At 54.3% G+C, this 26,566-nt stretch carries 20 protein-coding genes; 11 read left to right on the plus strand and 9 right to left on the minus strand.

Translation table 11 applies throughout. The annotated features are described in order from the left end of the window. Positions 1-35: 35 nt before the first annotated feature. Positions 36-1,286 carry an ABC transporter substrate-binding protein gene (locus tag HV832_RS08815; RefSeq protein WP_176803297.1) on the minus strand — a complete coding sequence of 417 codons (1,251 nt, stop codon included), beginning with the start codon at positions 1,284-1,286 and terminating at the stop codon, positions 36-38. 202 nt (positions 1,287-1,488) lie between these two features. Beyond that, positions 1,489-2,745, minus strand: a complete 1,257-nt coding sequence (locus tag HV832_RS08820; RefSeq protein WP_176803299.1) for a maltoporin — start codon at positions 2,743-2,745, stop codon at positions 1,489-1,491. A 473-nt stretch (positions 2,746-3,218) separates the two neighbouring features. On the opposite strand from HV832_RS08820, the gene HV832_RS08825 reads away from it, so the two are divergent. The 7 genes from HV832_RS08825 to HV832_RS08855 all read left to right on the plus strand — a co-directional run bounded on the left by HV832_RS08825 (position 3,219) and on the right by HV832_RS08855 (position 16,049). After that, positions 3,219-4,514: an ABC transporter substrate-binding protein gene (locus tag HV832_RS08825; protein ID WP_176803300.1), complete on the plus strand. Its 1,296-nt coding sequence runs from the start codon at positions 3,219-3,221 to the stop codon at positions 4,512-4,514. Beyond that, a complete protein-coding gene (locus HV832_RS08830; protein ID WP_176803301.1) occupies positions 4,489-5,202 on the plus strand; it encodes a response regulator in 714 nt (237 codons plus the stop codon). Before HV832_RS08825 ends, HV832_RS08830 begins: the two co-directional genes overlap by 26 nt. After that, positions 5,195-6,706, plus strand: a complete 1,512-nt coding sequence (locus HV832_RS08835; RefSeq protein WP_223827188.1) for an ATP-binding protein — start codon at positions 5,195-5,197, stop codon at positions 6,704-6,706. Before HV832_RS08830 ends, HV832_RS08835 begins: the two co-directional genes overlap by 8 nt. A 422-nt stretch (positions 6,707-7,128) precedes the next feature. Next, positions 7,129-10,710, plus strand: coding sequence for an indolepyruvate ferredoxin oxidoreductase family protein (locus tag HV832_RS08840; RefSeq protein WP_223827189.1), 3,582 nt, complete (start codon positions 7,129-7,131; stop codon positions 10,708-10,710). A 291-nt stretch (positions 10,711-11,001) separates the two neighbouring features. After that, a complete protein-coding gene (locus HV832_RS08845; protein WP_176803302.1) occupies positions 11,002-14,370 on the plus strand; it encodes a methylmalonyl-CoA mutase family protein in 3,369 nt (1,122 codons plus the stop codon). A gap of 459 nt (positions 14,371-14,829) precedes the next feature. Next, entirely contained in the window at positions 14,830-15,399 is a 570-nt protein-coding gene (locus tag HV832_RS08850; protein WP_176803303.1) for a hypothetical protein, read from the plus strand. 92 nt (positions 15,400-15,491) lie between these two features. Beyond that, the gene (locus HV832_RS08855) at positions 15,492-16,049 is read left to right on the plus strand and encodes a hypothetical protein (protein ID WP_176803304.1); all 558 of its coding nucleotides are present in this window, start codon (positions 15,492-15,494) and stop codon (positions 16,047-16,049) included. A gap of 444 nt (positions 16,050-16,493) precedes the next feature. On the opposite strand, the gene HV832_RS08860 is transcribed toward HV832_RS08855, so the two are convergent. Then, a complete protein-coding gene (locus HV832_RS08860) occupies positions 16,494-17,105 on the minus strand; it encodes a hypothetical protein (RefSeq protein ID WP_176803305.1) in 612 nt (203 codons plus the stop codon). Positions 17,106-17,579: 474 nt separating this feature from the next. Between HV832_RS08860 and HV832_RS08865 the strand changes: the two genes are divergently transcribed. The 4 genes from HV832_RS08865 to HV832_RS08880 all read left to right on the plus strand — a co-directional run bounded on the left by HV832_RS08865 (position 17,580) and on the right by HV832_RS08880 (position 20,150). Next, complete coding sequence (locus HV832_RS08865) at positions 17,580-18,425, plus strand: DUF4062 domain-containing protein (protein ID WP_176803307.1); 846 nt, start codon at positions 17,580-17,582, stop codon at positions 18,423-18,425. 108 nt (positions 18,426-18,533) lie between these two features. Continuing rightward, the gene (locus HV832_RS08870) at positions 18,534-18,806 is read left to right on the plus strand and encodes a DUF2164 domain-containing protein (RefSeq protein WP_176803309.1); all 273 of its coding nucleotides are present in this window, start codon (positions 18,534-18,536) and stop codon (positions 18,804-18,806) included. Further along, positions 18,781-19,752, plus strand: a complete 972-nt coding sequence (locus HV832_RS08875; RefSeq protein ID WP_176803311.1) for a hypothetical protein — start codon at positions 18,781-18,783, stop codon at positions 19,750-19,752. The genes HV832_RS08870 and HV832_RS08875 overlap by 26 nt, the downstream gene beginning before the upstream one ends. 56 nt (positions 19,753-19,808) lie before the next feature. Beyond that, a complete protein-coding gene (locus HV832_RS08880; protein ID WP_176803312.1) occupies positions 19,809-20,150 on the plus strand; it encodes a zinc ribbon domain-containing protein YjdM in 342 nt (113 codons plus the stop codon). A gap of 90 nt (positions 20,151-20,240) precedes the next feature. Here HV832_RS08880 and HV832_RS08885 read toward each other — a convergent pair whose 3' ends face one another. The 6 genes from HV832_RS08885 to HV832_RS08910 form a co-directional block, all read right to left on the minus strand. Further along, positions 20,241-21,665, minus strand: coding sequence for a tetratricopeptide repeat protein (locus tag HV832_RS08885; protein ID WP_176803313.1), 1,425 nt, complete (start codon positions 21,663-21,665; stop codon positions 20,241-20,243). Positions 21,666-21,783: 118 nt separating this feature from the next. Next, complete coding sequence (locus HV832_RS08890; RefSeq protein WP_176803314.1) at positions 21,784-23,271, minus strand: sulfite reductase subunit alpha; 1,488 nt, start codon at positions 23,269-23,271, stop codon at positions 21,784-21,786. A 60-nt stretch (positions 23,272-23,331) separates the two neighbouring features. Beyond that, positions 23,332-24,366, minus strand: a complete 1,035-nt coding sequence (locus tag HV832_RS08895) for an FAD:protein FMN transferase (protein WP_176803315.1) — start codon at positions 24,364-24,366, stop codon at positions 23,332-23,334. A 14-nt stretch (positions 24,367-24,380) separates the two neighbouring features. Beyond that, the gene (locus HV832_RS08900) at positions 24,381-25,205 is read right to left on the minus strand and encodes a DUF4198 domain-containing protein (RefSeq protein ID WP_176803316.1); all 825 of its coding nucleotides are present in this window, start codon (positions 25,203-25,205) and stop codon (positions 24,381-24,383) included. Between the two features lie 11 nt (positions 25,206-25,216). Continuing rightward, positions 25,217-25,735, minus strand: a complete 519-nt coding sequence (locus HV832_RS08905) for a DUF2271 domain-containing protein (RefSeq protein ID WP_176803317.1) — start codon at positions 25,733-25,735, stop codon at positions 25,217-25,219. 98 nt (positions 25,736-25,833) lie between these two features. After that, on the minus strand, positions 25,834-26,475 hold the full coding sequence (locus HV832_RS08910) for a PepSY-associated TM helix domain-containing protein (protein ID WP_176803319.1): 642 nt from the start codon (positions 26,473-26,475) through the stop codon (positions 25,834-25,836). Between the last annotated feature and the right edge of the window lie 91 nt (positions 26,476-26,566).

Raw genomic sequence — 26,566 nt, forward strand, 5'->3', positions numbered from 1 at the left:
GAACGTCGCTTGCCTCGGAATATAACTGATGAAACTTATTTGGCCTTTGCTGCTTTTGCCAGAGCTTGTGCTGCGGCTTGTGATGTCATGTTGGAATTCATGAATTTGGCAATCACATCCTGAATTGCGCCAGCTTTGGCAGAGTCAATCGCCATGCCATGCGCAAAACTTGGCACCAGTCCGCCGGACTTGCTGGTGGCATCCATATCGTCCATGGATTTCAGCGCACAGCTATCAAATTTGGCGCGGGAAACGCCGGCACGTGCAGGAATAGAGCCCTTGTTCAGATTGAACACTTCTTGAAATTCCGGACTCATAACCGCATTCGCCAGGGTAAGTTGCGCTTTTTGCTGATCCGCTCCCTTAACATTGAACATGGCTAAAGAATCGATGTTGAAAGTGAAGGCCTTGTCCGTGCCGGGTGCCGCCAGACACAGGAAGTCTTTTCCTGGTTGTTTGCCAGCGGCAGTAAATTCACCTTTGGCCCAGTCACCCATAAATTGCATACCGGCTTTGCCATTAATGACCATGGCAGTGGCCAGGTTCCAGTCACGTCCTGCGGCATCTTTGTCGATGTAGGTTTTAATTTTTGCCAGTGTATCAAAAGCTTTGATCATGGTCGGGCTGGTCAGGCTGGCGGCATCCAGCTGGACGATGGCTTTCTTATAGAATTCCGCGCCGCCAACACCAAGCACGACGGATTCAAACACGGTTGCATCCTGCCACGGTTGCCCACCGTGAGCGACTGCAATCAGGCCGGCCTTTTTGATCTTGTCGGCAGCGGCAAAAAACTCGTCAAAATTCGTTGGTGCAGTAGCACCGGCCTTTTTCAGCACATCAGGATTAACCCACAGCCAGTTGACGCGATGTACATTGATTGGCGCTGCAACATAATGGCCTTTGTATTTCATGATGCCGGAAACAACCTTGGGCAGTACCGCATCCCATTTGCCTTCGTTGGCGGCGGCATCAATATTGGCGAGTACACCCTCATTACCCCACTCCTGAATAGACGGGCCTTTGATCTGGGCTGCAGTCGGTGCACTGCCTGCCATGACACGTGCTTTCAGCGCTGTCATGGCATTTTCACCACCGCCACCAGCGACTGCAAAATCTTTCCAGCTGACACCTTTGGATTCCATGATTTTTTTCAGTTCCGCAGCAGACCGGGCTTCGCCGCCAGCAGTCCAGTAATGCAGGACTTCTACTTCAGCAGCATGTACCGGTAAGACGCCTGCGCAGATGCTGATGGCCATGATAGCGTTTGTGATGTGTTTCAGTTTCATGTTAATTTTCTCCGTATTTGCTGTCCATACATGGTGTCAGCAATGGTGTTGAATTTTGTAGAATTGTGTAGAACTATACCCAGCCTTGCTGGGGGGGATGCGCCCGTCTGCATTGATGCGTCTATCATCCGTCCATCACGCTGCTGCACAACAGTCAAGTGATACAGCAGTGCAATGACAGCCGGATGACATCGGAATCACCTCAGAACCAGGTCTCCAGTTGAATGCCAACAGAGGTGCCGCTGGTGTTGTTACCATAGACAGGGCCAGAATTATTGCTGGCATTGACTGCTGCGATGGCGGCTTTATTCCATTTACCGTAGGTGACAAAGGCACGCAATTCAGGACGCGACCAGTAAGATTCGCCCATCGCAATGGTAGGTGCAATAGTGAACTTGGTCAGGCGCAGATCGTCACCGCCATTCGCTTGCGTCACTCTGCTGGTTCCCAGTTCGGCCTGCAACTTGAAGTTTTGAGTGAATGCATAGACAGGACGTACACCCAATGTGGACCAGGTTGAGGAACCTTGTGCATCAGATTTATCACGTTGCATCAGGGCGACAAATTCCATGCTGAATTGCTTGGTCGGCTGTATCACGAGATCATCGAAAATACGCAAACGAGTCACGTCTGAACCCAGCGCAGTGCTGCCCGAGCTGCCAATGCGGTCACAACAAGGACCACCAACGCCAGTGCCCGGACCTACGCCATATTGCAAACCGAGTGTATTTGTGCCGCCAAGTACTTTGTCTTGCTTATGAAAGATAGAAAATTGCCAGCCATTGTGTTTGTTTTCACCTTGTGCGCTGATGATGGACAGCGCTGCATCTACTGTGCCATTGGTATTGACTGGCAAACCTTCATAAGTGAAATTCTGGCGGATTGCCGCGTTGGTGCTGAGAACCTGACCCGTTGTTGCATCAAACACAGTGCTGTCATTGTCTTTGAATATGGCATAACTGGCTTTACCTGCACCGGCAGGAATCTTGTCAAAGCCGCCGCCTGTACCGTTCAGGTTGATGTATTGCAGATCCAGCATGTGGATGTCCGGACGGAAATAGTAGCGCTTACCTATCCATGCGACACCGCCATTCAGAAAGTCCAGTCCTTTGGCTTCAACATACGCCTTAGCAATTTCTGGTTTGGCATTGCCAAAATCCGAACCGTTTTTATAAGCATCAAGCCAGAGTGTGCCGACAAAGCTGACGCCGTTTTCAGATTTCGCGAGTTCTTTGGTGTAGCCGCCTTCAAAGTAACTGTCGCATTCGTTACCAAGGCGGTATTTCATGGTGTTGCCGCCAAGATCGTAGCAACTTTGCGGCCCTTTGGCGGAACTGCTGCCAGCACCGGCGCGCAGATAGCCGTGGAATTCGCCCTCAGCTTCACTGGCATGAGCGAAACCAGAACTGATTGCCATAGCGAACAGCGTGGGAAAAACACTGAGTGTGCTTCTTTTCATAATATCTCCGTCATTATTTTTTGATTTGAATATGGGCGCCGTTCCGGTCTGCACGCCGATCAGGGGAAGCTGAGGCGATCGATCGTGGTTATGTTGTGGCGGACAGACAGTAACATCCGGAAAATTGTGATGCCAAACACAGTTTCCTGATGGCATTAATGAATGTTAAGTAATTGATTTAATTGGTTAAAATTGTTTTTTACCGTGTCGTTGAGATTACATTTCTTTACAATGCAGATGGATGTCGTGTATTGGATGATATGTTTGTTTCTCTGGGGCAGAAGCCTGTTTTACAGGGCAATTCTGCTGGTAAGTATTTGCAAGGTAAGCTCACACTTCTTTACAAAACCCTATCCTTAATTACCTCCGTAATATTGCAGACTTAGGCTATAGTCTGTGCCGAGACAAAGAGGGATCCCCAGGTGCAAACAGCAAAAAAAATATTGTTGCCCTATATGGAATCAGGTACGGAAATGGCTACGATATGGCGCCAGCCACAACGTGGTGTACTGGTATTGATTCTGCTGATATTGGTGCATATCTCTGCTTGCGCGGAGTCATTACAGGTGCTTCACTGGTGGCGTTCCGCCGGCGAGCAAAAGGCGGTCGCTGTCCTGAACAATCGTATGGCTCAGGAAAATATCCAGTGGCGTGACGGTCTGGTGCCCAGCGGCTCCGGCATCGGCGCCAATATCGTCCTGAAAAGCCGCGTGCTTGCCGGTAATGCACCAGAGGTGGCACAACTGAATGGCGTGCTGATTTCCGAATGGGCGGATCTCGGTCTTTTGCTGGAAATGGACAGTGTCGCCACTTCCGGAAAATGGGAAAAACTACTTTTACCCAGCGTCTGGAGTCTGGTGCAGTCACATGGACATCTGGTGGCGGCACCACTGGGTGTGCACAGAACCAATACGCTGTTTTTCAATAAAAAAATCTTCAGTAAATATGATCTGAGTGCACCAAGTACCTGGGATGAATTCGAGCAGATTGCCAAAAAACTGCAGCAGGCAGGTATTGTCCCTCTGGCGCAAAGTACCGAGCCATGGCAACTGGCGACCCTGTTTGAAACGATCCTGCTATCGGAATCCAGTCCGGCTTTTTATCAGGATGCCTTCGTCAGAAAAGAGCCTGCTGCGTTTTACGATCAACGTTTTTCGCGTGCCCTGAAACGCTTGCGTACCTTGAAAAAATACATGATGTTGTCAGCACAGGAGCGTACATGGATGGAAATGGCGCGCGAGCTGGCGGATGGCAATGCAGCGATGATGATTATGGGCGACTGGGTCAAGGGCGAACTCAATGCAATGGGGCTCGTCACCGATGTCGGATTTGGTTGCACTGCTGTGCCAGAGACAGGTAATTACCATTTGTACAATATCGATACACTGGTCATGCTGGCAAAAGACAACAGTCTGCGCACCACGCAGGAAAAGTTTGCCCAAATGCTGATTTCACCTGCGTTGCAGGCGGAATACAATCAGGTGAAAGGATCGGTTTCCGTGTTACGCAATCCTGATCTCAGCAAAATGGACAGCTGTTCTCGCGCTTCATGGAAATTATTTTCCCGTGGCAGCAGCGTGCAGGTGCCGAGTCTCGTGCATCGCATGGCGACCGATGAAATATCAAAAGATGCCATCATTGCAGAAATACACCGATTCTTCATGGACGATCAGATGACCATAGGGGAAACGCAAAGACGGCTGGGGGCAATCGCCCGTTATCTCTCCAAAACAAAAGCAGGAAATGATGCGCAAGATATTAATCGTTGATGACGATCAGAAAACGCGTACGCTGTTAAAAGCGTATCTGGAAAAAAATCAGTACGAAGTCCGGCTCGCCCATAATGGCGAATCGTTTCTGGCAGAGTTTCAGCGTTATATCGACGAATTATCAATCGTGATACTGGACGTGATGCTGCCCGATACCGATGGTTTTGCGTTGTGTAAAACCGTTCGTCATCGCTCGAATGTACCGATCATTATGCTGACTGCCAGTTCTGATGAAACAGACCGTATTGTCGGCCTGGAACTGGGGGCCGATGACTATATCGCCAAACCCTATAGTCCGCGTGAACTGCTGGCCAGAATCAAGGCGATTCATCGTCGCACCGGCATTGAAAATACCAGCGCTCCACGTTTTTATCGGTTTGTCGGTTTTACACTTGATACGGTGGAACGTTCGGTAGTGGATGCGGACGGCAGTCCGGTGACATTGACGGGCATGGATTTTCAGTTGCTCAAGTATTTTGTCGAACATCCAGGCGATATTCTGGATCGCAGTGTTCTGTGTGAAGAAACCCGTGGCCGTGACGTCGGTCCACTGGATCGCTCGCTGGATGTGCAGATCAGCCGCCTGCGTTTGCGTTTGCACGATGACGGTAAACAGCCGATACTGATTAAAACGGTGCGTGGCGCAGGATATGTTTTTTCAGCGGATGTCAGTGTGTCCAATGTCTGATGCTGTGTCAACACGTACTGCCTTGTCCGCCAGGCTGACGCGCTGGATGCCGCAGTCTTTATGGGGCAGGTTGACGATCGTGATGGTCGTTGGCGTCATGTTGACGCAGTTTGTTGGCAATGCATTCTGGGCGGCACAGGTAAAGACCGAATCCGAAGCAGAAGTCAGGGCATCTTCACAACATCTGGCACGGAGTGCTGCCAGTACCATACGCTATTTCCTGAGCTTGCCGGTCAATTACCGTTCACTGGTGATACAACAATTTCGCGAAATGGGTGGCACCCGTTTTTTTGTGAACATCAACAAAAAACCGGTGACCCAGGAAGATTTTGATGACAAGGGGCTGGCTGCCCTGGCGGTACGTCAGGTGCAAAACGGTATCCGTGAAGACCTGCCGAATACGGCAGATATCCGTGTTGCGTTTTCCTGGCCTGCTGATCTGCGCCTTGCTGAAGATGGATCCGGTATCAGTGATGTGCCTGACCAGTGGGTGCAGCACATATTGGTGACCAAGCCAAAACCCGCGCCAATACTGGTGATACAGGCAGAACTTGAACCCGGGAACTGGTTATATCTGGCAACCCTGATGCCGAATCCTTATTTTTTGGAAAGTAATAATCCCTTCGCTGGTGATCGTGTCTTGTTGCAGGTGCTGACACTGGCTGCGGTATTGGTATTGTCGATCCTGGTCGTGCGCTGGATCACACGGCCATTGGCGGCATTGTCCGAGGCAGCAGAAGCGTTCGGGCAGGGGGAGCGGATGCCTGCACTGCCGGAAACCGGCAGCCGCGAATTCGTGAATACCGCACGTGCTTTCAGTGCCATGCGGGAACGTATTCAACGCTATATCGAAGACAGAGAAAGGCTGTTCGTCTCGATTTCGCATGATTTGCGCACACCGATCATGCGTCTGAAACTGCGTGCAGAATTGCTCGATGATGAAGCGCTCAGTGTCGAATTTCATGATGACCTCGATGAGCTCGACATGATGGTGAAAGGTGCCTTGCAATGCGTGAAGGATAGCGATATTCACGAAAATCCAACCGAAATCCGGCTCGATGCGCTGATTAGTCGCATGGTGCGTGGCGTCAGTCTGGCGGGGCATGAGATTGCATTTGCAGAATCCGGACTCAGCGTGATTGCCAAACCGCTGGCACTGAAACGCGCGATTGGCAACCTGATTGATAATGCGCTGCATTATGGCAAGCAGGTTGAAATCCGGGTGTTTCAAGAAGCCGGTAAGATTGCGATTCAGGTACGCGACCATGGCCCCGGTGTACCGGAAGAGGCGCTCAAGAGTTTGTTTGAACCGTATGTGCGTCTCGAACACGGGCGTCATCAAAACACGCTTGGTATGGGACTCGGGCTGGCAATTGCGCGTGACATTGCGCATAGCCATCAGGGGGAACTGGTGCTGGCGAATGCGGTGGATGGCGGCTTTGTCGCCACTATCCTGTTAGCCGCACAGGGTCAGCCTGACCCGACTTCGGGGAATATTGCCTGAATTCAGGCGGGTTAAATAAGGATCATCATAAAAAATGATAGCCCTATTTTAATTTCATATTTTCTTTCTGTCGCCCGTTCTCTTAGACTGTGATCACAGCAGATTTCAACGGAAGTCAACGGAATTCAAAGTAGCGCTGCAGCGAAATATCGATAGCTTCTTTTGGACTCTTCTTGAATTGAACGAAATCAGAACTGAAGCTGATTATTGTAGTGATGATCTTATCGTTAATAAGGTGTGTCATGTCGGTAGAAAGTGTTCAGCTCGAGATTTCTGACAAATTCGAATAAAATGGCTGCTATCACAGCCAACGCAACAATAACCTGTACCCGATACCTCGCTACAGGAAACGAACAGACTTGTGTCTTACCGGATGCAACGCATGTTCTTTGCGATCAAAAATCACAAATTTTGGAGCCACTATGTCAACCGACACCACGATGGAGTCTGCTGGACTCTCGTCCGCGCCTGCCGCGCAACACAGCACAACAACATCCCTTTCCCCTGCTTTGCATGATGTCAGCCTCGACGATAAATATACATCGAACAGCGGTACGATTTTTCTTTCCGGCATCCAGGCCTTAGTCCGTTTGCCGATGATACAACGCCAGCGTGATCTGGCTGCGGGTTTGAATACGGCAGGTTTTATCTCAGGGTATCGCGGTTCCCCGCTCGGCGGTCTCGATGAGACTTTGTGGAAAACCAAAAAACTGCTGGAGCAGAACCATGTGAAGTTCGTGCCGGGTGTAAATGAAGATCTGGCCGCGACCGCCGTCTGGGGCACCCAGACTGTCGATCTGATTGGACCTGCCAAATACGATGGCGTGTTTTCTATGTGGTATGGCAAAGGCCCGGGCGTGGATCGTTGCGGCGATGTGTTTAAACACATGAACCATGCCGGCACTGCTAAATATGGCGGTGTGCTGCTGGTGGCCGGAGATGACCACGGTGCTTATTCCTCCACCCTGCCGCATCAGTCCGACCATATTTTTTCTGCCTGCATGATCCCCATGCTGTATCCCTGCAATGTGCAGGAATACCTTGATCTTGGTCTGCACGCCTGGGCCATGTCGCGCTTTTCCGGTTGTGCGGTCGGCTTCAAGGCGCTGGCCGATACCGTTGAATCCACCGCTTCGGTCGATGCCGATCCTTTCCGCCTGAACATCGTGTATCCGGAAGATTTTGTGATGCCGGAAGGTGGCCTGAATACCCGTCTGTCGCTCGATACACTGGGTGTGCAGGCGCGCAAGCAGGAAGCGCTGATGCAGGATTACAAAATCTATGCAGCGCTGGCGTATGCCCGTGCCAACAAGCTCAACCACACCACCATCGACAGCCCGCAAGCCCGGCTCGGTATCGTCGCATCCGGCAAGTCTTACCTCGATGTGTTGGAAGCGATGGAAGAACTCGGCATCGATGAACAATTTGCCGCCGATATCGGCATCCGCTTGTACAAAGTAGCGATGCCCTGGCCGCTGGAACCGGATGGCATCCGCGAATTTGCGCAAGGGTTGGATGAAATTCTGGTGGTGGAAGAAAAACGTCAGATGGTGGAATACCAGCTCAAAGAACAGTTGTATAACTGGCGCGACGATGTGCGTCCGCGCGTGATTGGTAAATTCGACGAAAAAGGTGAATGGGTACATCCACGTGGCGAATGGCTGCTGACTTCCAAGGCCGATTTCTCGGTAGCGCAAATCGCCCGTGTCATCGCCAGCCGTATTGCGCGTTTCCACACCAGTGATCTGATCAAGGCGCGTCTGGCTTTTCTGGAAGCCAAAGATGTGGTACTGACCAAACAGGTCAATACCCCGGCGCGTCCTGCTTACTATTGCTCGGGCTGCCCGCACAATACCTCGACCAAAGTACCGGAAGGCAGTCTGGCGCTGGCCGGTATCGGTTGTCATGTGATGGCAACGGCGATTTATCCTGAACACAATAAACTCACCACTCACATGGGCGGCGAGGGCGCACCATGGATAGGTCAGGCGGCTTTTTCGACATTACCGCATGTGTTTCAGAACCTCGGTGACGGCACCTATTTCCATTCCGGTTATCTGGCGATCCGTGCGGCGGTAGCGGCGAAGGTGAATATCACTTATAAAATTTTGTATAACGATGCAGTGGCGATGACCGGTGGCCAGCCCGTCGATGGCACGATTACTGTGCCTATGATGGCGCAGCAAATGGCGGCCGAAGGCGTGCAACGTATCGCACTGGTGACGGAAGATTTGTCGCGTTACAGCGATCGCTCCCAATTGCCGGAGATGGTCACACTGCATGATCGTAAAGACATGGATGCGGTGCAGCGCGAATTGCGCGAAATCGCTGGCTGCAGCGTGCTGATTTACGATCAGACCTGCGCTGCCGAAAAACGTCGTCGCCGCAAAAAAGGCGAATTTCCTGACCCGGATCAGCGTCTGTTTATCAACGACGCGGTATGCGAAGGTTGTGGCGATTGCGGCGTGCAATCCAACTGTACCTCGCTGATGCCGCTGGAAACTGAATTCGGCCGCAAACGCGTGATCGATCAGTCTTCCTGCAATAAGGATTATTCCTGCGTCAAAGGTTTCTGCCCCAGTTTTGTCACGGTAGAAGGCGGCAAGTTGCGTAAATCAAAAACCGGCACCGCGAAGAGCGATGATTTCGGTGCTTTGCCTGAGCCGCAACTGCCAGCCTGCAGCAGCGCTTATAACATCCTGCTGAATGGTATCGGCGGTACTGGTGTGATCACCGTTGGCGCCTTGCTGGGCATGGCGGCGCATCTGGAAGGCAAGGGCGCATCGGTGCTGGATATGACCGGTATGTCGCAGAAAAACGGCTCCGTGACTTCGCATATCCGCATCATCGAGCAGGCTGGCAAACTGCGCGCGCAACGTATCGCGACCGGTGAAGCCGATCTGATTCTGGGTTGTGACATCCTGACCGCTGGTGCACATGATGCGATTTCTAAAATGCGTGCAGGCCGTACCCGTGCAGTCGTGAATACGCATGAACAGCCGACCGGTGCATTTGCCAAAAATGCAGACTGGCAATTTCCGCTGGAATCAACCGAACACCTGATCAGTGAGTCGGTGGGTGGTAAGGTCGATTTCATCAATGCAACCCGGCTGGCGACCGCGTTGATGGGGGATTCGATTGCGACCAATCTGTTTATGTTGGGTTTTGCTTATCAGAAAGGTGCGATTCCTGTATCAGAAGCAGCGCTGATGCGTGCAATCGAACTCAATGGCGTTGCTGTCGACGCCAACAAAAAGGCTTTCCTGTGGGGACGTCGCGCTGCGGTCGATCTGACGAAAGTCGAAAAAATTGCCATGCCTGCTCAGAATGTTGTCTTGACCATGCCGCAAAGTCTGGACAGTCTGATCAAGCGCCGCGTTGATTATCTGACTGTGTATCAGAATGCCGCCTATGCCGCGCAATACAGCGATCTGGTCAGCCGTGTGCGCAGCGCGGAAAGCGACTTGGGACAGGGCAACCGTCTGAGTACGGCGGCGGCGAAATACTATTTCAAACTGATGGCCTACAAAGATGAGTACGAAGTCGCGCGTCTGTACACCAATGGCGAGTTTACTGCCAAACTCAAGCAACAGTTTGAAGGTGACTTCAGTCTCAAATTTAATCTGGCACCACCGCTGCTGGCGAAAAAGGATGGGCAAGGCCGTCTGCTGAAGGCGCAATACGGTTCCTGGGTCTGGCAGGTATTCAAACTGTTGGCAAAATGCAAGGGTTTGCGCGGTACTGCGCTGGATATCTTTGGTTATACCGAAGAGCGCCGCTCCGAGCGTGCCCTGATCACTGATTATCGTGACCTGATCCTGAACCTGATTGCGCGTCTGAACCAAGACAATCTGGAACAGGCAGTGGCACTGGCAAACTTGCCGGAACATATCCGCGGTTTTGGTCACGTTAAGGAAAAATCGGTACAAACCTACTATGCTGACAAAGCTGCGCTGCTCGATCAGCATAAAGCGACGGTGACTGAAATTTCCCGGGTCGCCTGAAGCTGGCAGCCGCAGTAAACCACTCACCCTCACGTTGGAGAGAGTGGTTTTGTTGCTCAAAGGGAATAAATGGGAGGAAGGTGAATATTTTTCAGGCACTGAGTCTGTATCAGCTTCTCACCTCATTTCCGGCTCGTAAGCCTTGCCAGTATTGAGTGTGCCGTTTTGCATCTGCTCATATATACTCATTGACGTTTACGTTAACGTCATATAACTTAGCTGCATAATTCATCAGCAAAGGAAATCCGACGCCCAGAGCGCAAACCTTTGCCATACCTTGTTGAGGAAGACATGACCGACCTGTCCGTAGCCCAGAATCTGACCGAATATAAACCTGCTAACAAAGTCCGTTTCGTCACGGCTGCTTCACTGTTCGACGGCCATGATGCCTCAATCAATATCATGCGTCGCATCCTGATGGCGAACGGTGCCGAAGTGATTCATCTGGGGCATAACCGCTCGGTCGAGGAAATCGTTACTGCCGCCTTGCAGGAAGACGCGCAGGGCATTGCGATTTCGAGTTATCAGGGCGGCCACGTTGAATATTTCAAATACATGATCGACCTGCTCAGGCAGCGTGGCGGTGCGCATATCAAGGTATTCGGCGGCGGTGGCGGTGTGATCGTGCCGGAAGAAATCGCCGATCTGCATGTGTATGGCGTGACCCGTATTTTCAGCCCGGAAGATGGTCAGCGCATGGGGCTCGTCGGCATGATCCTGTCGATGATACAGGCATGTGATGTGAACTTGTCCGGCTATGCGCCGACCTCACTGGATGTACTGACAGAAGGCGACATCACGACCCGGCATCGCCCGCTGGCACAACTGATTACGGCACTCGAAAACGATAGTGTGCAACCGGAATTACGCGCAGAGTTATTGAAAGCCGCACAGCAAACCAGCGTACCGGCATTCGGCATCACCGGCACAGGTGGTGCTGGTAAATCCTCGCTGACCGATGAGCTGATCCGCCGTATCCGCCTTGATCAGGACGACCAGCTGAATATCGCACTGATCTCCATCGACCCATCACGGCGCAAATCCGGCGGTGCCTTGCTGGGTGACCGCATCCGTATGAATGCGATCAACCCGTGGGCGGGTCAGGTGCGCGTGTTCATGCGCTCGCTCGCCACGCGCGAAGCCGGTTCAGAAATTTCCCAGGCGTTGCCGGACGTGATTGCAGCTTGCAAAGTCGCTGGCTTCGATCTGGTGATCGTGGAAACTTCCGGCATCGGTCAGGGCGACGCCGCGATTGTGCCGCATGTGGATGTCTCCATGTATGTGATGACACCGGAATTCGGCGCTGCTTCGCAACTCGAAAAAATCGACATGCTGGATTTCGCCGACTTTGTCGCGATCAATAAATTCGACCGCAAAGGTGCGCAGGATGCTTTGCGCGATGTCGCCAAACAATACCAGCGCAACCGCGAGCTGTGGAGCAAAAAGCCTGACGAGATGCCAGTCTATGGTACCCAGGCATCACGCTTTAATGATGATGGCGTCACGGCCTTGTATCAAGGTTTGCTGCCTGCGCTGACCGCTCGTGGTCTGAAAACCATCCCCGGCAAACTGGCGCCGGTGACGGTGAAATTTTCCAGCGCCAAAAACGTCATCGTGCCACCGGCCCGCAGCCGTTATCTGGCAGAAATTGCGGACACGGTGCGCGGTTATCACAAACACACTGGCAAGCAGGTGGTGCTGGCACGTGAACGCCAGCAGTTGCACGAGTCGGCACGCATGTTGCACGAGCATCTGCAGGCGAATGGCCGCACGCCGGTGGTCGTTCGTCCACAGGCAGAACAAGCCGGGTCAGCAGAGTTGCAATCCCGCCTGCGCGAAAACGATATTTTGTTTGAACTGAATCAGCTTGCCAGCGACAAAGACGCCCAGCTGGATGCTGAATCCAAAAAACTGATCAGCATGTGGCCAGACATGCAGCAGGCGTATTCCGGTGATGAATATGTCGTCAAAATCCGCGACAAGGAAATCCGCACCCGCCTGACTTACAAATCCTTGTCCGGCACGACGATACGCAAAGTTTCGCTGCCACGTTTTGCCGATCACGGTGAAATCCTGCGCTGGCTGATGCTGGAAAATGTCCCTGGCTCTTTCCCTTACACCGCCGGTGTGTTTGCCTTTAAACGCGAAGGCGAAGACCCGACCCGTATGTTCGCGGGTGAAGGCGATCCATACCGCACCAATCGCCGCTTTAAACTGGTGTCACAAGGCATGGATGCCAAACGCCTGTCCACGGCGTTTGACTCGGTCACGCTGTATGGCGCTGACCCTGCAATCCGCCCTGATATTTACGGAAAAATCGGTAACTCCGGCGTGTCGGTCGCGACATTGGACGATATGAAAGTGCTGTATGACGGTTTCGATCTGTGTGATCCGGCGACCTCGGTCTCCATGACGATTAACGGCCCGGCACCGACGATACTGGCCTTCTTCATGAACACCGCGATTGATCAGCAAATGGATAAATTCCGCGCTGATAATAAGCGCGAACCAACCGCTGACGAAGCCGCCAAAATCCGCGCCTGGGTGCTGATGAATGTGCGTGGCACGGTACAGGCCGATATTCTGAAAGAAGATCAGGGTCAGAACACCTGCATTTTCTCGACCGAATTTTCACTCAAGGTGATGGGCGATATTCAGGAATATTTCGTGCATCATCAGGTGCGTAATTTCTACTCGGTGTCGATCTCTGGTTATCACATCGCCGAAGCCGGTGCCAATCCGATTTCGCAACTCGCATTCACCTTGTCGAATGGCTTTACTTTCGTCGAGGCCTATCTGGCACGTGGCATGCACATCGATGATTTCGCTGCGAATCTGTCGTTCTTCTTCAGCAATGGCATGGACCCCGAATACACCGTGCTGGGCCGCGTCGCACGCCGTATCTGGGCGGTTGCGATGCGCGACAAATACGGCGCGAATGATCGCAGCCAGAAACTGAAATACCACATCCAGACTTCAGGCCGCAGCTTGCATGCACAGGAAATTGATTTCAACGATATCCGAACCACGTTGCAGGCACTGATTGCGATCTACGATAACTGCAATAGCTTGCATACCAATGCCTATGACGAAGCGATCACCACACCGACTGATGAATCGGTACGCCGCGCACTGGCGATACAGCTGATCATCAACCGTGAATGGGGTCTCGCGAAAAACGAAAATCCGATACAAGGCAGCTTCATCATCGAAGAACTGACCGATCTGGTTGAAGAAGCCGTGTTGCAGGAATTCGAACGTATCGCCGAACGCGGCGGTGTATTAGGTGCGATGGAAACCGGCTATCAGCGCGGCAAGATACAGGAAGAGTCCATGCATTACGAACATCTGAAGCATGACGGCACCCTGCCTATCATCGGCGTCAACACCTTCCGCAATCCTAAGGCAAACGACGCACCGCAAAAGATAGAACTGGCACGTTCAACCGAAGAGGAAAAACAGTCGCAACTCACACGCCTCGCTGATTTCCATCAACGCCACGCAAACGTCGCACCGCAAGCACTGGCAGCATTGCAGCAAGCCGCGATCAACAATGAAAACGTGTTTGCCAAACTGATGGATGCCGCACGGGTCTGTTCACTCGGCCAGATCACTACTGCCTTGTTTGAAGTGGGTGGGCAATATCGTCGCAATATGTAGTTGACCCTTTCTGTAATTTCATGCACGGTCGCATTGCTGTGTGTGCCGTGAACAGCAACTGCAGATAAAAAATCCCGGACGAGTTCCGGGATTTTTTATTGAAGCAAATAGTCCAGACTAACGCGGGTTGTTAGCATCGTCGAAAACGCTTCCACTGCAGGTGCAGCCAAGTCACTGAGATGACGCAATCCTGACAAGCGTGTGAAAAAACGTATCCAGTACACGTGCACTTTTTCAGTCGATAATCTGTAATGCTGATAACGCTAACGTTCGCGTACCTGATCCAGCAAGCGTGGTTTTTAAGGGATGATGTTTTTGTTCGTTTTATACTTTGTTAATTATCAGTATAAACAAATGTAGTTAATGTTCATGCGGTTTTCATGAGGATTGTAACACGTTGACAATTTGACCATTGACGGTTAATGTTGCAAAATGAAAATTAAAACACGATAGGCCACTATGAAATACGCCACGTTCTTCGTTATGTGCGCCTTCTCGCCCCCCATTCTCGCCAGTGAGCAATTGGAACTACCTCACTACGATTGGGGCGCTTGCCCGTTTGAGTGCTGCACATACAAGGAATGGGAAACAACCAAACCGGTCATTGCCCGCGAGAAGCCATCGAGCTTCTCAAGAACTCTTTTTACAGTTCCGCCCAAACAATCTGTTACAGGTTTAACGGGGGTTGTCATAACAATAAGTCCGGGAATTACCCGCATTCTCAAGCCTGTTCAACTCGGCTATACGAAGGACGAAAAAGGGCCAATGCTCTCCCTAAAGCCAGGAGAGAAAATCTACACTTTGCATTATCTTGGCGAAGGTTATGATCTCTTCTGGTACAAAGGGAACACCTATTCAGACCAATGCAATGTGTCCGAGAACGCCTTTGGTAACGTGCCATTTGCAGGTGACGTGAAGGTTGAGTCGAGACCAAAAACAAGCTGGTGGGTAAAATTCAAAGACAACAAGGGGCGAGTCGGCTGGTCCGAAGTAAATGAAAACTTTGTTCACGTGGACGCATGCGAATAGTGGCTAACCCTACGGTCAAGTTCGCTCCGCTTCGCTGTGCTGGGACTGCGCTAAAGCGCAGTCCCTTACCTCCAAGTTAGATGCTTACTCCTATGAACTCAGCTCACGAAAAAATCAAAACTCAATTGTCTTCTGGCGAACGCGTCTTGTGGTCAGGTCAGCCGCGCCAAGGCGTGATCATTCGTGGCACTGACGCCTTGATGATTCCATTCAGTTTGTTGTGGGGCGGATTTGCTGTGTTCTGGGAAATGTCTGTTATCAATTCCAATGCTCCAGCATTCTTTGCCCTATGGGGTATCCCCTTTGTTCTTATCGGTATTTATATGGTCGTTGGCCGTTTCTTCGTTGAGGCAAAGCAACGTGCTAACACTTTTTACGCCGTAACCAATGAACGCATTCTTATAGTCTCGGGGTTTCTCAAACACAATGTCAAATCCCTGAACCTTCGCACGCTCTCCGATCTTTCTTTGTCGGAAGGCAAAAGCAATGAAGGCACTATTTCATTTGGAGGCGGATCTCCGTTTGCCTCAATGTTCAGCGGCTTCTCAAGCTGGCCGAGCATGGGGACTCATCTGGGACCACGGTTTGATTCAATCTCAAACGCCAAGTCCGTTTTTGAAACAATTCGCGGGGCTCAACGTGCTGCTTAACCACGCATCTAACCCGGCGCTCAGCCCCGTTCGCTTCGCTCTCTGGGTGCTGCGTGATAAAGCCGCGCAGCGCCGGTTAGCTCTACGTTAACGTGACTGAAAACTGCGTTGCGCATGGCGTACCCTGTATGGCTTGATTCTTTGGGCAAGCGCTGTTTCAGGCTTGCTATCCCTTCCTTCCGGAAATTCGGAAGTCGTTACGCAGTAGTGTTCCAATGTCGGACGGCTGGCTTGATTTAAGGGGCGTAATGGCTTACTGGTTGCATTAGCGCGGTTTTCTGCCTTTGGTACACCGGCTCAGACCGTGTCAGGTATGGCGGGAGAAAAAGAGCAGGAGAAGCGGAAAAGTGCACCGCCCGCTATGCAGGTATAAGGTGGCTGCTTACGCGCCAATATCCGTCGCGTTGTCGTCCCGGGTTGCCCGGTATATTTGGGATTGCGGTTTCAGGCGCTGGTGCTAAACAGGCTGCCGACGGCGCTGCTGCCCTGGATATTGGCAGCCACCAGTTTCAGGAAAGACTGCAGGCTGGCCTGATCGGGATTACCGCCGCTGCTTTGGATCAGGCTGTTGAACGATTGTTGCAGGTTGCCGATGTCGGTGCCTGTGCTGTTGCTGCTGAGGCCGCCGGTCAGGCTGCTCCCGCCGTTCAGATTGGAGATCAGTTGCTGGATACTGGTTTGTAGTTTGATGGTGGCGCTGTTCTGATCGAGTTGTACCGGAGCGGGCGCGTTGCCGCCATTGAGCAGGCTCGATAAAGGATTGCTGGTCTGGCTGCTATCAGATAAGCCTGGCAAGGCGGAATACAGGCTGCTCAGGAAATCGGAAGACGATTGCTGGCCAGTGGCCGACAATAAACTGGAAACATCGAGACCGGAATTGAATTGCGCCAGGCTTTGTGCAATCGCGGCAGACAGACTGCTGCTGGCATTGCTGCCAGAGACTGCCGTAGCCGTCGTGCCGGTTGAGCTGACGGTATCCGTGCTGGCGGCGTTGACCGTGGGCAGCAGGTTGTTCACCGTCTGATAGCTGCCGGAGCCGATCGTTGAAATTGACATGGTGTTCTCCTGATGTGCCGCTGCTACTGTGCAATGCGCCGAACGGGTTGGGAATGCATGAAGCGGCAGACCTGCCATCCTGCCGTTCACCGGATGTTTTCATTGTCGGTCTGTGACGGTGGAATTGAAATGACAGTTTGTTTATTTTTACAAAACTATACAAAACGGGCTTTGAATATATTCATATACTCCCCCTTAGTATATTTCAACATCTTTTATTTTCAATGCGAACAGGTCGGAAATTGCAGATACTCCCTGATTTTATATTCTTTGCACAAAAATCTTTGCAATACTGCGGGATTCCCTGAGTCCGCATGATCTGCCGCTGCAGGGCTGCCACAACGGGCACCGGAACTGCCGCCGGGACGATGGCTTCATGCTAGTATGAAGCCATCGCCGTACTGGCGATGTTGACTATGCGTGCATCAGCATCCGGGCCGGTGCCGTGTGGATTTCATGAGATGAAGGTGCTCTATGACTCAATCAGTTTTTGTCAGTTCCACGCCATTTGATCTGGCGCTGCATCGTCAAACAATCATGGATGCGTTGTCGCAGCCGCAATCCGGTCTGCCACCGCTGAAGGTGATCATGGCTCTGCCGGAAACAGCACTGGATGAACGCCTGCGGCTGGTGCGTAATGCAATGGTCTATGTCGTTGTGCTGGGCATGGTGCGCGGCAATACCGAAGCCGCCGGCACCCGTTCGCTGGTGCAGCTGGAGTTTGAAGAAGCGCAGCAATACAGCGTGCCGACCCTGATATACCTGATGGATGAAGACGAGCATCTGGTCTTGCCCAAGCACGTCGATACCGGTGCTGCTGCGCAGCAGCTGGCCGACTGGAAAGCAGCTCTGAGTCAGAAGCAGCATGTCCGCTTTTTTCATTCTGCTGCTGATCTGGCGGCGCGTCTGCAGAATGACCTGCATCTGCTGCTGCAGCCGGTGCTGACGGAAACCGCTCCTGCACCATCTGCCGGCGGCGCACCTGCCGCTCCGGCCAGCAAAACTGCAACATCTGCTGCACCCGCACCCGCTGCTTCTGCCCCGGTGTCGGGTATGAAGGCCCGGCGCTATGCCCTGACGCCGCCACGCTTTGCGTTTTTCAAGGAAAAAGTCAGCCCTTTGCTGGAGCAGAAAGAAACACCGGTCAGTGACGCCGTATTGCAGGAAGCACTGGAATTTATTTTGGCAGGAAACAGCATGGCAGCCGCATCGGGGCTGAACCGGGGTAGTACTCTCGGACTGGAAGATGCAATTGAGCTGGTGCGCAAGATGGAGCTGATCATTATCGACACGGTTCAGCGGCACCAGGTAAAAAAATAAGTAATTGCCCAGCACTGATTGCAGGCTCCTGCACAGTCAGACCGGACAGAATGCATCATCACCACCGCAATCGTGATTACAGACGTAACAGAAAAACAGACAGAAGCTATGAGCATACAGATCAGTGAAGCGGTGCGTAAAGAAGCCGTGACTTCGGTACAGCGCTATTTCCGTGAATATTTTCCTGAACCGCTGGGTAATCTGGAAGCGGATGCGCTGCTGGCTTTTTTCCTGCAGGAGATCGGACCGGTGGTGTATAACCATGCCGTTGCCGATGTACAGGAACGTCTGCAGGCGCGGGTGATGGAAGTCGATATCGAAGTGCACGAAGCAGAATTCACCTATTGGCGGCAACATGACAGCAAACGTAAAAAAGCCTGACGCCGGAAGGCGTGCCGGGCTGGCGGCCTCACTGCGACGGATGTTGCTGACGCTACCGGTATGGATAGCGTCGTCCTTGCCGGTGCAGGCGGCGGGTACTGGAGCGCAGGCACCGTCGATCGCCGATCTTTTTGATGAGGACGGCGTGCAGATGATGTACCCCTCGGCGGCGGGGTCGCAGTTCCGGCTCGGCGCACGTGATCCGGCGCAGACGGCCGGATTCGAAATCGAACGCCACACCGCGGTGCGCGCAGGGAAAGACGGCGGTCTGCGATTCTGGAATCTGCCATCGTTTGCGCTGAACTATGCCAGCGGCGGCAGCGGTCTCAGCAGCCGCCTGCATGTGTATGCTTCGGCAGCCAGACAGCGTTATACCTGGAAAACACAGCACGGTTTTCTGAATAGTCCGGCAGATTTCACCAATCAGGAAATGACGATTTATCTGCGGGTGCATCAGATCAGCGATCCCGCCAGAGCGCAGATTGCCCTCAAAATCCGCGGCGGCAGACACAGCGACAAAACGCCGGATGCCGCTTCCTGTGTGATGCTGACCCTGTCGCCGTCTGCACATGGCAGCGTGGCGCGCTTCGGCAAGGAATTGCGGCATCCGCTGTATGACTATGTGACGCTGCGAGCTCTGGGTCAGGCAACGCTACGGGACAATGTCTGGATTGGCCTCAAGCTGGTCAGCTGGAACGATCCGCATGATGCCACGCGCGTGCTGCACCGGCTGTATCTCGACACCGACCCGTTTCAGGCAGATAGCGGCGTGCCGAACAATAACTGGCGGCTCTACAGCGAATACACCGATATCGCCGGCGTCAGTACCGGCCGTTACCGGACGCTGGTGAACTGGGGTGGCAATGTCGCCACCTTCCGTATAGATGGCTTTCACGACGTCGATTTTGCTTACCCGTCGGTACGCGAGATTGTGGTGCCGCAATAAGAGATCGCGGCAGGGCGGGTATACTGCCGGGTTTATGTCTGCTGAAAGTTTGAGTCATGTCTACAATTCCCGCCTGTCCGCAATGCGGCATGGAAAACACCTATCCTGATGGCAGCCAGTTTGTGTGCGCCGATTGCGGCCACGAATGGTCTGCGCTGGCTGCTGTCAGCAGTGAGGACAATGCAGCGCGCATTGTCCGTGATGCCAATGGCAATCTGCTGTCCGATGGCGATGCCGTGGTGCTGGTGAAAGACCTGAAAGTCAAAGGCTCGTCCACCACCCTGAAACAGGGCACCAAGATCAAGAGCATCCGCATTGTCGATGGCGACCATGAGGTCGATTGCAAAATGGATGGCGGCAGCTTCATGCTGAAAGCCTGCTATCTGAAAAAGGCCTGAGTATCTGAGTGAGTGTTGCCGGTTTCGGAAAGCTTCGCCGGTGACGCTTGTTCCGCAGCAGTTTCCGGTATCGGCATCGGAATAGATAGATCAGCTTGCCGCATGGCCGGCAGCACAAGTCTGCGGCTCTCTGTGATGGAGGAATTCCTGCAGCGCCTGTTGCACTTCCCGGATCACACCGGCCCAGTCGCCATCCTGCCGTTGCCGGAAAATGCGGACTGTGGGATACCACGGCGACTCCTGCCCGCTGGCCAGCCAGCGCCAGTCCTGGCGGTAATAAGGCAGCAGCAGAAAGGCCGGTTTGCCCAGTGCGCCTGCCAGATGCAGCACTGCGCTGTCGATGCTGATGACCAGATCGAGCTGGCTGATCAGGGCGGCGGTATCGGCAAAATCATGTAATTCCTGATCGGCACAAAACAGCGGCGTGGCCTGCCACTCGCGGGCCTGCTGCGCGGCAGGGCCTTTTTGCAGGCTGACCCATTGCACGCCGGATTGCTGCAGCAGGCTGTGCAGGCAACTGAGTTCAGGTAATGAACGATCCTGATCGGTTTCAAATTGCGGGTTGCCCTGCCATGCAATCCCGATGCGCCATTGCTGCCGGCTGAGCCGGGTATGCCAGCGGGCAGCAGCCTCTGGTGCGGCAAACAGATAAGGCACCTGCATTGGAATCGTGGCGCGCCGGGTGCCGCAGTGATGCGGCAGGCTGAAGATGGGCACCCAGATATCCCACAGACCATCCGGCAGGGTTTCGTCGTAGCCATAGACGACATCTGCGTCCGGCAAGGTCTGAAGCAGGCGTTTCAGCGGCGGATGACACAGCAGGCCGGTCTGCGCCGCGCCGAGCTGCTTCAGCAGGCTGGCGTAGCGACAGAATTGCAGCATGTCGCCAAAACCGCATTCAAACACGATCAGCATCCGTTTCCCGTGCAGAGGTTCACCCTGCCAGCGCGCAAAGGGCAACACCTTGGTCAGTGCGTCCTGCGAAGTGCGTGCTTCAAGCCGTTGCCAGCCTTCCTGCCAGCGTTCCTGACGCAGCAACAGGTAGCTCAGGTTAAAACTGGCAGTGCGGTAATCGGGCATCAGGCTGAGCGCTGTCCGGTAGGCGTCTTCGGCTTCTGTTTCGCGCCGCAGCCCTGCCAGCAGCACGCCCAGGTTTGACCAGCCGGCGGCGCTGCCTGGCACCTGTTGCAGTAAAGCGCAGTAGATGTTTTCTGCCGCCGCAAATGCCTTGCACCGGGTCAGCAGCGCGCCGGCATTGATATAAATCTGTTGTTGGCCGGGATGGGCCTGTGGGTCGGCGTGTTGCAGTGCCTGATGGTAATACTGACTGGCGGCAGAAAAATCCTGTTGCTGTTCTTTCGCATACGCCAGATTGGCCAGCACTTCGGGGCATATTGGGTCCAGTGCCAGCGCCTGCTGATAACACTGGGCCGCAGCAGCATAATCCTGCGCTGCAAGGAGTTGATTGCCGAGTGCAAATAAGGTGTCAAGCGTTGGAACAGCGGTGGCTGGCATGATGTCGGACAGTCTCATGGGGAGCGGGAAATTGTACCGCCGGAACGCCTGCCGTGTCTTTTTCCTGTGATGCGCAATCGCGCAGGATAGTGTGTCGTTGCATCGTTCTGCATTTTACTCAATACACATCACGCCGGTAACGACCCGTCTGCGTCAGTGTGTCGAGCAGCGTTTCACCCAGAATCGAGAGCAATGCCGCATGGACACCGGCAGCCATGCCGTGCAGGCTGCCACACACCAGAATAGTCGCGCCCCGTTCCGCCCAGCGTTTTACTTCTGCAGTCTGTTCAAGCAGAGCGTGCTGCACATAACGCCGTTGTGTCTGATCGCGGGAAAAACACAAATCCAGGCGACTCAGCGTACCCTGCCGCAGCCAGTGTTCCACTTCCGTCTGAAAAAAATAATCATGTGCACGCTGCCGTTCACCGAAGACCAGCCAGTTATCCGCCAACCCTGCCGCAGCGCGCGCTTTCAGGTGTGCCCGCAATCCGGCAATGCCGGTGCCGTTGCCGATCAGCAGCAAGGGATCGGGTGACAGCGGTGTATGAAACGAGGGATTGCTGCGTACCCGCAGGGCAATGGCTTGCCCCGGCTGCACCTGCTCGGTCAGCCAGCCTGAGCCTGTACCCAGGCGGCCATCCGGGTGCCGCATCTGGCGCACTGCCAGTTCCAGTCCGCCGTCAGACGGCAGGGATGCGATCGAATATTCGCGGCTGGGTAAAGTCTGCACAGCGCTGGTGACGCCTGAGCCGGGCAATTCGCCGGGGCCGATTTCTGCAATGTCTCCGGCCTGCCAGTTGCTGCCCGCCGGTGGAATCAGCTGCAGATGAAACACAGGCTGGCCTGCGCTGCCGGGATTGAGCAGATGTCTGTCACGCAGTATCCATGCGCCGTAGGCCGGCGTGCTCCAGTCCGCCAGCCCGGTGTCGCCGCTGATATGGTTCAGATGATGCTGCCAGTGCCGCAGAGCGGCTTCGTCGCCGTTATCGACCTCAACCAGATCAAACAGCGCTTGCGCCTGCTGATGCGCCAGCCACTGCCGGAGCTGATGTCCGAAAGCGCAGTAGCGGCTGTAATGGCGGTCGCCCAGCGCCAGCACCGCATAGTGCAGATGGGATAAATCCTGCTGCTGCGGCAATATGCGGCGGCAGAACAGGCTGGCCTGATCCGGGGCATCGCCTTCGCCGGTGGTGCTGACCACAAACAGGATTTTGCAGTATTGCGTCAGGGCTTCAGCGGACAGCTGATTCAGCGTGCGCAGCGCTACCGTTAATCCGGCCTGTTGCAGGCTGGCAGCGGTCAGGTGCGCCAGTTGCTGCGCATAACCGGTCTGACTGGCATACGCGATCAGCACGATATCTGTGACCGGCTGATCTGTGGTGGCGCTGGCGATTTGCAGCGGGTGCTGTTGTTCCTGATATTGTCGCCAGTAACTGAGGCAGAAGATCAGATATGTCGCGCCGACCAGCAGGCCGCACAGCCAGGCCGGGCAGGCGCCGGGGCCGGAATCCAATTGGGTCAGGCTGGCAATGCTGGCGATGGCGCCAGCGGCACTCAGCAGGTGCAGGTGGTGGGCGGTGAAGGCGGTATTCAGTGGAGAAGTCATCAAAGCGTTGGGAATACGATAGTCAGGCAATCGTTTGTGGCAGCCGCATATCGGATGGGTTTATTCGAGCATGGCGGCCAGCGCCGCGCTCATGCTTTCCTGAAACAGGTGCGGCGTGTTTTCACTTATTTCTGCGGCAGGGAGGCGCTCGGTAAATAAGGCGGCAATCCGGTGCGCATCGGCATATTTTCTGGCGGCATCTTCCCCCATGACGGTGAACGCGGTGGCCAGCGCATCGGCGACCATGCAGTCGGGATGAATCACGGACACTGCCGCCAGCGTATTTTGTACCGGATAACCGGTGCACGGATCGATGGTATGAGAATAGCGTTGTCCGCATTGTTCAAAATACTGTCGGTAATCGCCGGAGGTGGCGACCGATAGGCCGTGCAGCGCCAGCAGATGACCGTGTCCGTTGTCGGATGCGGCGGATTCCGCGGGCGATTCCAGCTGTACCCACCAGGGAGAAAAATCCGGTTTCATGCCCTTGCCACGCAGCTCACCGCCGACCTCGACGAGATAACTCGGCACGCCTTGCTGATCCAGATAGCGTGCCAGCAGATCGACCGCATAGCCCTTGGCGATGGCGGACAGATCCAGCCGGATGCCGCCAGCCTGCCATGCTTCGCGGGTGGCGCGGCGCAGCGCCAGATCACGCCAGCCGTGGCCGGTCATCGCGGTTCCGATGGCTGCTGCATCCGGCACGCTGTTCCTGCGCGGCGCCGGGCCGAAACCCCATAAATCCACCAGCCTGCCTGCTGCCGGATCATAGCTGCCGCGGCTTTGCCGGGCGATATACAACGCATAATCCAGCACATCAAACAATGCGTCCGGCAGCTGTTGCCAGCTTTCTGCTGGTGCGCGATTGAAACGGCACAGATCCGAATCGGGCTCCCAGGTACTCATCTGCAGCACGACCTGATCCAGCAATGCCTGCAGGTCGTTTTGCCAGATAGTCAGCCGTTCCGGATCGCTGGCGTATAGCTGCACCTGCCAGCTCGTACCCATGCTGTGACCGGCGCAGCGCAATGGCTGGGCCGCAGCAGGCAGTGGCGCTGGCGGCGCGGCCTGCAGGGGGATGAACACATGCGGCATCGGCAGCCTTGCGCTTATTGCGGCAACACTTCCAGCGTCAGCGCCAGACTGGCGATGCGGCTGCTGGCTGGCGGTGTCACGCCTTGTTCCGTTTTGACCTCTGCTTCCAGCCAGTACAGACCGGCTTGTGTCCAGGTCACGCTGAACAGGCCATCCGCATTGCTGACGACGGTTTGCTCATTGAGCGTCTGGCGATAGCGGATGCCACCCCGAATGATGTGTACCGTCACATTCGCTGCGGGCCTGCCATCAATCAGCAGATGAAAGCTGGCTGGCTCACCGGCTACCAGGTCATTCGGATGTGTGACAGGGCTCAGTTCCAGTCCTTTGCCGCTGGTCTTTAAAGCCTGACCGTCCGGTTTGCCATTGGTGACAAAGGTTTCGATCCGGCTGCTTCTCTCTGTCACCTGCAATTCGGTGGCATGAGATGGTATATCTTTGCTGAGACTGGCCGCATTGCCGCGCCAGCGTTTCAGTATGCCGTTGTCTTTGTAACTGGCTGACAGGCCTTCGTTGAGGATGTCAATTTTGTAGCTGCCGGTCTGTCTCAGCGGCAGGTCAAACACGCTGCGGAAACGGCCGGTGCTGGCATTTTCAGGGGCAATCCGGCTGCCATCGGGCGCGGTTACCTGCAGATTGTCGAGTTTCAGCGGCATGTGATCGAATTCAAACACATTGCTGGCGGCGGCTGCATCCAGCGTGACCCACGGCGCATTACCGGACAGGACAGTGGACGAGGGGACCAGGAAAGTCCGGTGTGCTTCAGCACTGACACTGATGCCTGCCAGCAGGCTCAGCGCGGCCAGACGGCGCAATGCAGGATGGGAAAAACGGTGCATGTTGTTTCCTTTTACTTGACGGTGACACTGATCTGACCCAGTTCGGTGTTGCCCTGTGCCTTGGCATTGATCTCATTTTTTGCCTGCCACTGGAACGGCACTTTGACGACTTCCCGTCCGCCGCCTTCGCGGGCGGCTTCCACCAGTAACTGGTAATCGCCGGCGGGCAGTTTTGCCAGCACGCCTTTGTCGCCGCTGAATACCATGCTGTGTTCACCGGTGGTGCGGGTTGCACCACTGAGACCATCGACCGGCATCTGCAATTCGCGACCGCTGCGACGCCACCACTGACGCAGGTCTTTCAGCCATTTGCTGCCTTCGTTATCGCGTTTTTTCAGGTCATACCAGACCGCCAGATTGCCCGCAAAAGTCTGGTCGGGTTTTTCAATCCAGATGGCGACATAGGGTTTGTGATATTCCGCCACATTCAGTCGCGGCACTTCCACCCGGACAGTGAGATCAGCTGCCAGCGTATTCATTGTCGCTGTGCCGAGCAGGCCGGAGATGGCAAACGGGAGCAGGTTGCGCATAATGTAAAGCCTCGTGATGAACAAAAAAAGAACAGACAAAACCGGAAAAAAGATCGATGTCCGACACCAGACAGCAGCGCCGGTCAGCCGTCGCATCATCAGTGCATGAAGATCACGATCAGTAGTACTGGCAGCACCACACCGTAACCCACCAGCGGCCAGGTGGCAGACCGGTTGGCTGCATGCATTTTCAGCAGCAACAAGCCGGTGACGCAGAAAATCAGGCAACCGGCGGCAAACGCATCGATAAACCAGTTCCACGCGCTGCCGGTATTGCGGCCTTTGTGCAGGTCGTTCAGATAAGCAATCCAGCCGCGCTCGGTCAGTTCGTATTCCAGCGCACCGCTGTCGAGTTCAATCCTGAGCCAGGCGTCGCCACCGGGACGGGGCAGCGCCAGATAGGCTTCTTCCGGCGACCATTCCGGCGCCTGCTTTGCGGTGTCGATGCCGAGCTCCTCAACGAGCCAGTCGCGCACCGCTTCAGGCAGCGTTGCCGCATCGTCATTGCGCGCGACGATCACCTGATCCAGCAGCGCCGACGGCAGCGTGCCGGTCTTGTTGCTGATTGCCGGATGCGCCTCAATCTGGGCGGCATGGTTCAGCGTGATACCGGTTGCGGCAAACAGCATCATCGCCACCAGACACATGGCAGAGCTGATCCAGTGCCACTGGTGCAGATAGCGCAGCCAGAACGCGCGCCGCTGCTGGCTGGCATGGGAGAGCTGTTGCGGTACATCCATAATGCATACTTTAAATGATAATTATTCTCAATTATATACGAAGGGTGGCAGCGGAAAGAATTTTTTCTGTTGGTTTTCCATGGTAATGCCC

Source organism: Cognatundibacterium oligocarboniphilum, from assembly GCF_013377855.1.
GTDB lineage: Bacteria > Pseudomonadota > Gammaproteobacteria > Burkholderiales > Burkholderiaceae_D > Undibacterium > Undibacterium oligocarboniphilum.